We start from the raw sequence: 12,794 nt of genomic DNA, 5'->3' as shown, positions 1-12,794 counted from the left end.
GACCTTATCGAGCACCGCATCCAAGCCGGTTCGCTTGAATGAATACTTACCCCAGCGCCAAGCCTTCCCCATGGGAATGCCCCCTGAATGGACTTTCAAAATCTAACGGCGTGCAAACAACTCAAAAAAGGCAACAACAACGGGCCACGGGCTCAACGAGCCCCTGGGACCGGACGTCAAGAGCGAGGCGAGTGCAGGAAGGTTCGTGGGGTTCTGTTGGCGGCGAAGCCGCCTGGCAACGAATTCGGAATTCGAGAAACAACAAACTGAAAATCAGCGAGCCGAAAATTAGCTGAACGCCAACACGGAAAATTTTTATAAAAAGAAAAAGCTTCCAATGCAGCCTCCCTACCAGAAAGGAGTTTCGCGGGAGTAATTGCCGCGCAGCCTGCAGAAATTTGTTGAAACAAATATGACACCATCGCAACCGCTCCACAAGCAAAACTTGTCTGCTCAATCGAATCCCGAGTCCCGCGCAGCATGCCGGTATGGGAAGTCACGCCGCGATCCCATCGCGAGCAAAAAACCTCGGGCACAACTTCGTTCGATTTCACTTCTGCTTCAATTAGATAGCACGCGTGACCTGCTCTGCTGAGGTGCCCTCGATTCTAAATCAGGATCCCGTTTTCCACCGAGGAGCTAGACCACGCGTAAGGGCAGGTTCGCAAAAAGGCAGATCATCAAGGTCTTGAAGAAACACGCAGTTGGGTTTTCCACTGGCGAGTGGCACATCGCCGCAAGGCTGACCGACGCCTCCATCTGCAATGGCATCAAAAGCTGCCTGATTGACGAATTCTCATTGGGAATAGCAAACCGTCGTCTAACTTGGCAGCGATTGCTCAGCCAAGCTCATTGGATCCTCGATCCTGAAATCTTGATAACGCAGCCTCGACGATGCTTATCTCTTCCTGAAGATCGCTGGCGATCCGATCCAGGTTAAAGCCGGAATTAGCAGCGCTCATCCGATTTTTCATCAGTAGCCGCCGGCGATGGTCCCGTATTTCCTCTAAGGCCTCTCGATTTTTAAGGGTCGAATATCCCGCAACGATGTGTTCAATCGCTTTGCTCATAATTACCTGCTCCACGCTAAAGAATGCGCTAGCGGGTCATTGAACTCTTGTTTTCCGAAATCTGCAACGCCGACCAACAGCATTATGATCGGTCGGCGCGTCGAAGGTTGCCGTTCGCAGCAAGCCGGTTCTGAAATGTACTAGCGTCTGTTGGCTGGGCAGGTCGCGCAAAATCAGCGTGCAGCCATCGATGCTAAAATCGGCCCTGCCTTCGCATCTTCAACACAGGGCGTGACGGTAAGCTCCATCACATTTTCCCTCTGGTCGATAGCTTCAAACAGGGCCGCGGCCAAAATCAAAAGCAGTTCGCGGTATTCCCGCCCAGTGATGTACAGCCGTCAGAGTTGGACAACCGCCATTGCGTCGCGCCCAATACAGCTGGCGCAACTTCAGTGGGTTTTTCCTTCAACCGACTGTTTTCCTCTACGAGCAGACTGGCGTGGAATTTGGTCATCTGGAGGTTCCGCTCCAGAAGCGACATGCTACCGCTTTGGACCTGCGCCGCCAGCGATTTTCGCAAGTCGTTTTCCCGATCGAGCAGTTCTGGAAATGGCAATAGCGGCCGCAGCGGCTCTGTTGCTTTGATTACGCAAGTCGCACGAGCGACGGCCTGGGTAATCTGGTCCGGATACCCATTGCGGCACTCGGCGAGCGCTTGGTTCAAGTTCAGCGCCGCCGACTCGGTGCCCTCCTGTTCCACCTGGCGGGAGATCCCGCAGCCCGTCAATGCGGCAACGAACCCGAGAGCAACAAGCGATCGCACGCAGCGCCCCGAGATGAAAGGCTTTCCAATCCGGGCGAGAACCCCGTCAACCCATTCACTTCGCAGGCTGCGAACATGCTTTTTGACTATTCGCCTTTCGCTTCTTTGACCGGCCGGCCCTCAATCGCAGCATCGGGCTTCGGCGCGGACGATTCTTCGATCAATCGCTCCAGCTCGGCCTCAATATCAACGAGGCTAACTTGCGCCGTGGCGCCCTCTTCCGCGGCTTGGGGGTTCACTGCTTGGGGGTTCACTGCAGGAAGCGGCGGATAGGCCGTCGCGGATGCCTCAACCCTCAATTGCAGCGGCGTCACAAAATCAAACAGTGTGGGACCATCGGGGCCCGCCGCCCGTCTGTCGCGCGGAACGGCCGTCTCGATCTCCAAGCGATTGACGGCCTGAACGAACAGGGCCGAACGAGTTAGCCCAAGCCTGCGGGCAACAGAATCAATCCGGGCCAGCGAAAGCGCCGGGAGCGCAAGCTCAACATGTGCCATCCCGATATCGTCGGGCACATGCACGGCCGCCAGGAGCAATGCATCACCTCGCTCGATGGCGTCGGCAGGCGTCGGAACGGCTATGGCCCGGTGGGCCTCCAGCAATCTTTCGATATGCAGCGCCAGCACCTCGCCGGCTTTTGCCAGCAATCGGTCGAGGGTCGGCTCGTCCACCGCAAGCCCCGGAAAATCGGGAAACGATGCCGTGTAAGTGGCCTCACCGTCTCTTTTGATGACCGCGATAAAGACCGCCATGATTAGGTTCGCCGCAGAGGAAAGGTGATGAGTGCCATTCCGGACGGATTAATCCACGATTCCGACCGTTGGTAATCTCGGCTGCATACACCATTTCGAGCCGACGCAAGACGACGCCATCGAATCGGCGTCGCGTGACAAAATACGACAAAACCTGCCATGGGAACGCCGCGGTCGTTACCGGCTCAAGTGAGCGAAATTGCGATCCACGGCCAGACGGTTCATTTTTGGCGGAAGGAATGATTGAATGACATCACCAATGGTCCAACGATATAATCGAACGCCGTGCGCTGGATCGTCGGGATCATCACGGTTGCAGGCATGCCGGGATAGAGCTTGATGTTGGGCATCGCCTCCAGCTCGGCCTGATCAATCCGGACAAAGGCAATGTAATACGGATTATTGGTCTTCGGGTCCGTCAGACGGTCGGCCGATATCTGGATTACATCGCCATGAATGATCGGGACGATGCGCTGCTTGTAGGCCGTCAGATGCACCTCGGCCCGCATGTTCGGCCTGATGTCACTGATGTCCTCGACGGCGATTTGTGCCTCGATCGTGAGGGAGTCCTGATCGGGCACGATGTCGAGGATCTTCTCGCCCCGCTGAATGACGCCACCAACCGAAAATACCGTCAAGGCCACCACGCGCCCGGAATAGGGCGCGCGGATTTCCATGCGGCCGAGCACTGCCTTGGCGTTCATCGCCTTCGGAATTACCTCCAGCATCTTGGCCTGGGTGTCGCGCAGATCCTTGGTGATATCGGCCATTCGATCGTTGTCGAGCTGGGCGATTTGCTGTTGCTGTTCCGCAATGGCCTGGCGGGCTTTTGCGATATTGGCGCTGGCGTCGGCGATCTGGCCTTCAAGGCCAAAAGCCGTCCGCTCCAGCTGCAGGATCCGCGGGCGTGCGATCAGTCCGCGCTCAACCAGCGGCGCGATGTCCTTGGCCTCCGCGCGGACCGATGAGATCTGGTCCGTGAACGACTTGACCTGCGCCTCGGAGCCGACGATCTGCGACATCAGCTGGTTGATCTTCTCCCGGATGACGGACCGCTGGCCTTCCAGTGCAGCGCGACGGCTTTCGAACTGGCTGAGTTGGCCGTTCCAGACGCTCTTGAAATAGCTGTCCTGGGTCTTCAGGTCCGCCGGCATCACCAGCGTTGACCCATGATCCAGTTCAGTCAGCAGGCGCACTTCGGTAGCCCGAAGCACCATATATTGCTGCGACAGCACTTCGTATTCGGCCCGCGCCTGGGTTTCATCGAGCACGATAAGGACGTCACCGACATTGACCCTGTCGCCTTCCTTGATGTGCATCTCCTTGACGATGCCGCCGTCGAGGTGCTGGACGCTCTTGCGGTTGCCATCAATCTTGATCACGGCGTTGCCGACCACCGCCCCGTTGAGTGGGGCCGTCATGGCCCAGGCACCGATGCCACCGAAAAAGACTGCGATGATCGCCCAGCCGGCGAGCGCAACTTTCCTGATGGAATCGCTGGGAGCTCCGTCCGCTGTGACCGGCTTTACATCGGTGAAGTTAAAGACCGGCCGCATCACCCGGCTTGCAGTATCCAAAAGCGCCATGGCCTGGTTCCTAGCTCGCCGTTCCCTGGACCGCGTGCACCGGCACGGGCACAGCCCTTGTGAGACGGGACATGATTTCGTTGCGTGGCCCGAACATCTCGGCGATGCCGTCCCTCAGAACCAGGATCTTGTCGACCACGCCAATCGTGCTCGGTCGATGTGAAATGATCACCACGGTTGTTCCGCGCTTCTTGAGCTGCAGGATGCAGTCGGCCAGCGCGGCATCGCCATCGGAATCCAGATTTGAGCTCGGCTCATCGAGCACGACCAGGCTGGGATTGCCGTAGACCGCCCGCGCCAGACCGATCCGCTGGCGGTAGCCCCCGGACAGAATGGCGCCGCCCTCCCCGACCTGGGTGTCGTAACCGTTGGCCAGCCGAAGGATCATCTCGTGCACGCCGGCCATCTGCGCGGCCAGTATGGCTTCCTTGTCCTCGCCATCCTGAAATCGGCTGATATTGGCAGCGACAGTATCAGCGAACAACTCGATATCCTGCGGAAGATAACCAAGATACTGGCCAAGCGAAGACTTGGTCCAGACCGCGACATCCGCCCCGTCAAGTCGAACGGCACCTGCGCTCGGCTTAAGCACGCCGACGATGTGACGCGCGAGTGTTGATTTACCCGCGCCTGACGGACCGATAATGCCCAGCACTTCGCCGGGTTCGATATCGAACGTTACGCCACGCAGGATCGGCCTGGGGTTGATGGGAGCCACAAAGGTCAGGCCCTCGACGGAAAGACGCCCCTTGGGCCGCGGCAGCTTCAATCCCGTTTCATGAGGAGGATTGGCCGCCAACAGCTCGCGAACGCGTAAGAACGCGGCCCTGGCCGAAACCAGATTACGCCAGGACCCGACAATCTGCTCAACCGGCTGCAGCGCCCGACCGAGCAGAATGCTGGCGGCAAACATCGCGCCGACCGTCGCCAGCCGCTCGATCACCAGATAGGCGCCAAGGCCCAGAATCAGCGACTGCATGGTCAAGCGCAGAAAGCGGATAATGCTCTGCATGGTGGCAGCACGGTCACTCGCAGCCACCTGCCGATCAAGCATGCGGTTACGGTCGCGGCCCCATCGCTTGAGAAGCCCTGACGTCATACCCATGGCGCGCACCACTTCGGTGTTGCGCAGGCTCATTTCGGTGAAGCTGTAGTTGCGCGATGCCGCCTCGCCTGATTCCGTGAGCGGCGGCTTGACGATCCGCTCGTTGAGGAGCGCCATCAGGACGAGTACAACGGAGCACCCCAGCGCAAATGCGCCAAGAAACGGGTGCAAGGCAAAAATCACCAGAATATAGATCGGCGCCCAGGGCAGATCAAAGATGGCATGAATACCGGCACCGGTAATGAACTGGCGAAACGTATCAAAGTCCCGCAGCAGCTGGCTTCGAGCCCCTCCAAAATTTGCCGAGCGATCGATGATCGCGGTCATGACTCGGGCCGCAATCCTCTGATCCAGACGAATGCTGGCGCGCGTCAAAACCTTGGCACGAACGGCGTCGAGCCCTGCCAGCGCGATATAGGCCAGCAGCAACGCAATCGTCAGCATCACCAGCGTGACCTCGCTGGCGCTCGAGATCACCCGGTCATAGACCTGCAACATGTAGAGCGGGCCTGCCAGATAAAGCAGGTTGATCGCGCCGCTAAAGATCGCTGCCGTGAGGAAATACCGACTGCAACTCCGCAACAAAAGGCTGAGTTCGTCCGGCTTCTTATGAGGATTAATCACACAATCTGGCGGAAACCCGCCCCTCTACATTAATAGCCTGTCGCGCAATTCACTCGAAATACTGCACCCGCAGCCACATCCAATGTGTAGCAGTTACTGATTAGGATTTTTGCTTTATCTATAACAATGTTTAACACGCCTGTTTTCTTCCGAGAAGCCGGCGTCCGGCAATCCCCCGCATTTGTACCGGCCTCGAGCGGGAGCTTGCGTTCTGGGACGGGATTTGTCCATCGACGGAACGATTTTTGCTAAAATCACACCGATTTCAGCAGAAGTATATTTTCCTTTATGAATAGACTGTTCAAGTAATTACTAGCCAGAAATAAGCATCGTTACTTTCCAAGTTCCCATTTTTACTTGTCCTTAAGAGCCCCCGCTCCTCCTAAGCAGCGTCGATGCGCCAATTGCGGCGCGCTGTCCGGCGCCTCAGCCGGCGAGGAGGCTAAATGCAAAAGCGTGGCTTCGCCGACCATTTCAGTTTCGGGCAATCCGGTAACGACCCATTTGGAACGGACGCAAGCGCCGGCGATTGGAACTCAATCGTCGTGTCGGCAATCGGCGCACCGGTTTCGCCTGCAGGCGACGACTTATATGTTGCCCCCGTTTTCGCCGACGGGCTGACCAGTGACACCGCCTCGGAGGGCCCTGACGCAGCGGCGGCCGGCGGAAAGAAAACCACAGGCGGTGGCACGACGAGTGGCAGCGGCGGCTCTACTGGCGGCGGGACAACGAGTGGTGGCTCGACCGGCGGTACGGGCACGGCATCGAGCTTTCCGACGATTCCGATTACCTGGCGAACCCTCAATCCGCCGACTGGGGATACGGGAACGCCGACCGACACCAATTTCAATCAAGAATGGGAAATGACCAGCGCCGCGGCTGGAATCAACGTGATGAAAGCCTGGCAAAATTATACCGGACTAGGCATCAAGGTCGGCATCGTCGACGATGGCATCGACTATAACCATCCAGACCTTAGCCCGCACTATCTGCTCAACCTCGATTACGACGCGGTGACGGCCGACGGCACAGCGTACGGCAATACAGCCTACGACTGGCATGGCACGACGGTTGCCGGCGTGCTGGCGGCTGCACGTAATGGCGCGGGCAATGTGGGTGTTGCATACAACGCAAGCATCGCGGGCTTCCGGATAGCGTATGGTTCGACGGGCAGCGCGAGCCAGATAGCCGACGCATTGAACCATCTCGCCACAAGCGGGATGGATGTTGCAAACGCGAGTTGGGGCTATTCTACCGCATATCAGGACAATTTCTTTTCCTCGTGGTCCGCTTCGAAAACGGCGATCCAGAACGACGTCGCCAATGGCCGCGGCGGACTTGGTATTAACATCGTCTTCGCTGCCGGAAATGCGCGCTCCTCCGGCGACAACGTAAATTATCACAACTACCAAAACGATCCCTTCGTGATTACGGTCGCAGCAACCGACGGCACGGGACATATCACCTCCTTCAGCAGTCCCGGAGCCGCGTTGCTGGTTTCAGCGCCGGGCTATGGCGAAATCACGGACGACCGTCTTGGCACATCCGGCTATTCCAGTGGCGACTATACGACGATGTCCGGGACGTCCTATGCCGCTCCCGCGGTGTCCGGAATCATCGCACTAATGCTTCAGGCCAATCCGAACCTTGGCTACCGCGACGTCCAGGAAATCCTTGCCTATTCGGCGAAGCAGACCGACCCCACCAACGCCGGCTGGCAAACCAACGGCTCTCACGACTGGAACGGCGGCGGCCTCCATTTCAGCAACGACTTCGGTTTTGGTCTGGTCGATGCGACGGCTGCCGTAAGGTTGGCTGAGAGTTGGCAGAAGCAGTCGACTTATGCCGACATGTCCACGCAGACCGTCAGTCACACCGACAACCTTGCAATACCCGACGATACGGGCAGCCTACAAAGTACGATCACGTTAGCTTCATCGGAACGTCTCGATAAGGTCGTGGTCGACCTCAACATCACGCATCCGCATGTCAGCGACCTTACGGTTACACTTACATCGCCCGACGGGACCAGTGCCGTACTCGTCAACCATCCCGCAAGCGGCACCGGCAGCGGGATCGTGTTTGAGACCACAGCCAATGATTTTTGGGGAGAGGACGCCAAAGGCAATTGGACGTTGACCGTGACCGACAATGTCACAGGCAATGTCGGAACACTCAACAGCTGGACGCTAACGGCGCTTGGCGATGCACCCTCGACGCCTGCAACCTATGTTTATACCGACGAATTTGCGACCGCGTCTGGTGCAAGTCGCACGATCCTGAATGACAGCAGCGGCTCAGCGACCATCAACACCGCCGCAGTGACCACGGCTTCATATCTCGACCTGCATTCTGGTGCACTCGACACCGTTGCCGGCAAGACCCTTCAGATCGGAACGGGCACCGTCATCAAGGCGGTCTGGGCCGGCGACGGCAACGATACGATTATCGCCAACGACGCCGGCGACACCATTCAGGGTGGGCGCGGCAACGATACAATCGTCGCCGGACACGGTGCAGACATCCTCTACGGCGGACCCGGCAGCGACACCTTCGTGTTCAACTTCATGAACACCGCGCTCGCCCAGATCCGCGACTTTGCCACTGGCCAGGACGTCATCGACTTCCATCAGCTACTTGCGACGGTCGGATATACCGGAGCCAACCCGATCGCCGACGGATGGCTCAATCTGCTGACCGACGGCAATGGAGGCACCGACGTCGCGATCGACCCGCACAATGGCCAGCCGTCGGCGATGGTCGTTGACGTGCTCGGTGTCGCACCGAACTTGCTCCATCTCGGTACCAGTACCTGGACCCTGACGGCGTGATCGCTTCGATCGGTCGACAGGGTCGTCGCAGGTAGGTCACGACAACAAACCCCGCGGCAGCGTGACTGTCGCGGGGCATCATCTAGCACGGTGATCCAAAAATCAGGCGATCCCGGTCAATCCGGTTTGCTGATGCAGCGTAAGCCAGAACTGGTCGAGCGTATTTACCTGGATGGTAGCTGGATTCACGCCACCAGCGCCGAGCCCGTCAGGATCATAGGCCACCTGGCCGGACGCACTAGTCACGAGATGGCCGTCGTTCCACCACATCAGCGCGTTCTTGAGTCCTTCGCCATCCGCTTCCTTACCACTATTCCAATCGATGATTGAAACCGGGTCGGTAACGTCAACATATTTCTGCCAGGCGTTTCCGCTTGTGGCTACGGCCACGCCTGCGAGCTTGCCGGCCGACGTGTCGATAACGCCATTACTGTCTGCATCGACGGAAAACCCGTTGCCGCTCCACGCGCCCTTGCCGGTCAACCACATCACGGCTTCGTCGATGATATTGAACGGCTCCGCCTTGCCGTTATCGATGTTGAGCTGCGCTGCGATGGTCTGCTGCAGCATAATGATGCGGGCGTCGCCGGTCGTGCTGGAAGACAGAATCGACGCCGCCAGAGAATCCGAAATCAGCAAATCGTGGGCATCGTCCGCAACGCCATTATGGTTGGCGTCGCCGAGCAAAAGGTTACCATCGTGCCGCGGGTTGATATCCAGGGCGGACAGTACACCGCTGCCAAAGGCGCTCTTGGTCGGATTGCTTTCGTGGCCGGTGACGCCATCCCAGGCGTCCGCATGGCTACCCCAGAAGCCCTGGGTCAGGGTGCCGCCCTGCTCGATGAAGGTGCCGGTGTAGCTCGAACCATCGGTCGCGGTTGGCGTGACTGAGTGGAGAGCCGTGTCAGTGAACGAACCGCTTGCCGTTCCGACATTGCTGTAGCTTCCGAGAACAGAGGTTCCGGAAGCCGTGAACGTCCAGCTTTCGCCGACATCCAGCAAGCCGTTGTCGTTGATATCCCCGAGGTTGTGAATGTGATCTGCCTGCAGCACCCCTGTGGGGGTCACTCCCGGCTGATTGTCCGTCACGCCGATGTTCGAGAGCGAAACGTCGCCGGCATTGGTGACCGTGTATGTCCAGGTAACGCCATAACCGGCCAGGAAGCTGAGACCATCTCCTGTTGCATAATGGGGAGTAATGACGTTGTTCACGACCGTTGCAGAGTCGACGCCGGTCGTCACCTTGTCGATATGGATGGCGGGATGAACGCCGGTATAACCGGAGCCGTCGCTGGCTGTCGGTGTCGCGGTGTGGTTCGCATCGTCGGTGAAGGAGCCGCTCGCGGTCCCCGTGTTGGTATAAACACCGTCGATGGCTGTGCCGGCGGCCGTGTAAATCCAGGTCTCGTTGGTGTCGAGTTTGCCGTCCTCGTTGAGATCGCCAACATTAAAGCCGTCACCGTTCAGCAGACTGGTCGGAGTCACGCCCTGATTGTCTGTCACGGTCACGTTTGAGAGCGCGACATCACCAGGGTTTGTGACCTTGTACTCCCAGATGATCGACTCTCCCTGGATGATTGTCAGATTGTCGCCGACGGCGCCCTTACCGCCCACCAACTCGAGGTTTCCGTTCGCATCCAGCGTGCCGTCAACCGTCACTTTGTCGATATGGATCTTTGGTGTCACACCGATGTAGTTGGCCTTGTCATCGTCTACACCACTAGTGGTTCCGCCAGTCCCAGTGACCGTCACGTTGGCGGTCGCGGTGTCGATTTGCAGACCGTTAACGGCGGAGGTCGAGCCGGTGTAGACCCACGTCTCGCCAACGTCCCAGTTCCCATCGTGATTTGCATCACCAACATTGTGGCCGCTGCCGTCCAGTTTTGCCGTCAGCGTGGGCCCGTTCACGTCCGACAGGGTCGTTAGCGTCATCAGCGGATCAGGATTCCCCGCATTCGGAGTAGTGTTGTTGGTCAAGAGCACCTGGTAATAAACGGTAGACCCAGCCAACAGAGTAGGGGCCGTCGCGCTGCCATCGATAGTGTTGTAGGCGCCAACGTCGAGCCAATTGGTTCCATCGACGGAGATTTGCTTGTCGATGCCCACTACCGCATCCGGCGTGGAGCCTGGCGTTGTCGGGCTTGTCGGGCCTACCGACCATTCCTCGAATCCCGAATTGGCGTCAGAAAACGCCGAATAAAGATAGATGAAATCGCCCCCATTCGTGCCTGTGAAATAGGTGTCGGGGATCAGCACCTTGTAATCGCTATGGCCGCTGCCCGAGGCCCACGCCGTGAGAACAACGGACACATCGACGTCGCCGACGCCCCCGGTTTTGCCATCGGCCCCGCCGTCCATATTGTAAAGTTCGGTGGCGCCGGAAAGCGAGGTGAGATCACCAGTCGCTGCCTTATAGATTTTAAGGGAGTCGAGGTTGATCGTGGTCCCCTGGTCATTCAAATCGAGACGGAACTCGCGATAAGTGACTCCACCCACTACTACCGTTGGGACAGCCGAGAACAGCAACGGATGATTGTGCACGGCGGAGCTGCCGCTATCCTCAATTGGAGGGTTGAGGGTGTTAAAACCTTCTTCGGTTGATGAGAGACCATCGTTATTATAGCTGGTCCCGCCGCTTTGCTTGTCACCCTGTAACTGCACGAAGGAGGGGAAGATACCGGTGCCTGTTGCGGTGTTGATATCACCGGTTAGAAAAACGATCCCATTGGTCAATGTTCCCGGAACAACTGCCGGCACGGGTGTGTGAGGAGCAGAATCGGTGAAGGCCGTTGTCACCATGACGCCGGCCGTCTGATCCGTTGCGCTCAGCACAAATGCCTCGCCAGCCGCATCCTGCCCGACGGCCCAGCTCGTCTGGATCACGCCATTCGCCACGCCATCGAGGTCACCCATGCCGCCATCGGTGATGGTCCATGGCGTGTTGGTGCCCGACACCGCCAAGCCAGCCACGTCGGCGACATTGAACGTAACCGTGTCACCGACACCGACATTGGCAGTGAACGCCGCGGTCGATCCCGGCGCATAGTCCGGGAGATCAGTACTCACAGATGTGTTGGCTAGTGAAGGATCCGAGAGGAGCGACGAGTCATCGATCAGAATGTATGTGCCCGTCGATGAGTCATATTTGTACGTGGCCATAATCAATTCCTTCTGAAATCAAAAAGTCAAAATCAGCAAGCGTCAGCTAAAAGTTGGCGTCCAAGAACGCAGGCTGCTTTCTTCGAGCGCAAAATCGTTTCGTCGCTTTGATGCGAACAACAAAAAACCGGCATACGCTGAGAGCGCGCCGGCATGTCAAACTCCTGGATGCAACCTGAACAAATTAGCCCCTACCCGATGTGTCTGCGCACTAACAATGCCGACCCATTAGCCCGACTTTAGACAACTTTTTACCATTAACGCAATGTTAACTTTGCAACTTCCGCTCTGCATGCCGTTGGAATGGAATGTACGCGCGCGAACTTCGATCCGACAGGATTTCCGGCGCGCTGCAATTTCGAACTAAACAGTTGAAAAAACTAACTATTTTGAAGCGCTTCGGTATCAGGGGAGCGGCAATTCAGTTGACCGGCGCGGGGAATTTAGCCGTATCACAATCGCTTAATCGGGGCCCTCCGAGCTGCTGCCTTTGCTGATTTGCGGCGAGATTGTGTTGGCCGCATCGGTCGCAATGTTCAGATAAAGCCCGACAACTTTAGCTGGCGACCGCCTGGCTCGTCACCAACCGCTGGTGTCGTGCCGCGACAGCCCGATCGAGCTCCCAGGCCCGCTCCAGGCGTTCCCGGCTGGTGACTTTCAACAGCCTTCCCCAGGCAGCAGTAAAATCCTTCATGCAAGCGTCGCGGCCCTCGGCAACACCGCTTGCCCAGGCCGGCATCTCCATCGGGATGTCGATACTCCATTCCCACGTGTTGCCCTCACCGTAGCGCTCGCCGCCGAGCCTTATCCGGCCAACCACATGCTCCTCAAATCGAACAACATAGTCGTCCTTGACGTCCGGCCATTTCAGACTGGCGTTGAGGGTGATTGCTTGGGTCATTGA

Annotated in this window: 9 protein-coding genes; 1 reads left to right on the top strand and 8 read right to left on the bottom strand. The window is 57.9% G+C overall.

Annotation, left to right across the window (positions count from 1 at the left end; all coding sequences use genetic code 11):
* Nucleotides 1–176 precede the first annotated feature (176 nt).
* The 6 genes from FFI89_RS07015 to FFI89_RS06990 all read right to left on the bottom strand — a co-directional run bounded on the left by FFI89_RS07015 (nucleotide 177) and on the right by FFI89_RS06990 (nucleotide 5,861).
* A complete protein-coding gene (locus tag FFI89_RS07015) occupies nucleotides 177–554 on the bottom strand; it encodes a hypothetical protein (protein WP_138834146.1) in 378 nt (125 codons plus the stop codon).
* Nucleotides 555–839: 285 nt separating this feature from the next.
* The gene (locus FFI89_RS07010; protein WP_138834144.1) at nucleotides 840–1,070 is read right to left on the bottom strand and encodes a hypothetical protein; all 231 of its coding nucleotides are present in this window, start codon (nucleotides 1,068–1,070) and stop codon (nucleotides 840–842) included.
* A 295-nt stretch (nucleotides 1,071–1,365) separates the two neighbouring features.
* Nucleotides 1,366–1,833, bottom strand: a complete 468-nt coding sequence (locus FFI89_RS07005; protein ID WP_138834142.1) for a hypothetical protein — start codon at nucleotides 1,831–1,833, stop codon at nucleotides 1,366–1,368.
* A gap of 86 nt (nucleotides 1,834–1,919) precedes the next feature.
* Nucleotides 1,920–2,585 (bottom strand): type II toxin-antitoxin system HicB family antitoxin, encoded by a 666-nt coding sequence (locus tag FFI89_RS07000; RefSeq protein ID WP_138834140.1) that lies wholly within the window; start codon nucleotides 2,583–2,585, stop codon nucleotides 1,920–1,922.
* Between the two features lie 221 nt (nucleotides 2,586–2,806).
* Nucleotides 2,807–4,171 (bottom strand): HlyD family type I secretion periplasmic adaptor subunit, encoded by a 1,365-nt coding sequence (locus tag FFI89_RS06995; RefSeq protein WP_246669380.1) that lies wholly within the window; start codon nucleotides 4,169–4,171, stop codon nucleotides 2,807–2,809.
* A 10-nt stretch (nucleotides 4,172–4,181) separates the two neighbouring features.
* Nucleotides 4,182–5,861 (bottom strand): type I secretion system permease/ATPase, encoded by a 1,680-nt coding sequence (locus FFI89_RS06990; protein ID WP_371722499.1) that lies wholly within the window; start codon nucleotides 5,859–5,861, stop codon nucleotides 4,182–4,184.
* A gap of 485 nt (nucleotides 5,862–6,346) precedes the next feature.
* Here FFI89_RS06990 and FFI89_RS06985 point away from each other — a divergent pair, with 485 nt between their 5' ends.
* Entirely contained in the window at nucleotides 6,347–8,731 is a 2,385-nt protein-coding gene (locus FFI89_RS06985) for a S8 family serine peptidase (RefSeq protein WP_138834136.1), read from the top strand.
* Between the two features lie 102 nt (nucleotides 8,732–8,833).
* Here the strand turns inward: FFI89_RS06985 and FFI89_RS06980 are convergent, their stop codons facing one another.
* Complete coding sequence (locus FFI89_RS06980; protein WP_138834134.1) at nucleotides 8,834–11,890, bottom strand: hypothetical protein; 3,057 nt, start codon at nucleotides 11,888–11,890, stop codon at nucleotides 8,834–8,836.
* 556 nt (nucleotides 11,891–12,446) lie between these two features.
* Complete coding sequence (locus FFI89_RS06975) at nucleotides 12,447–12,791, bottom strand: hypothetical protein (RefSeq protein WP_138834132.1); 345 nt, start codon at nucleotides 12,789–12,791, stop codon at nucleotides 12,447–12,449.
* Nucleotides 12,792–12,794: the final 3 nt, after the last annotated feature.

The sequence above is a fragment of the Bradyrhizobium sp. KBS0727 genome (genome assembly GCF_005937885.2).
Lineage (GTDB): Bacteria > Pseudomonadota > Alphaproteobacteria > Rhizobiales > Xanthobacteraceae > Bradyrhizobium.
Note: the sequence above shows the minus strand (reverse complement) of the source record. Positions and strands in the feature narration are given on the sequence as shown.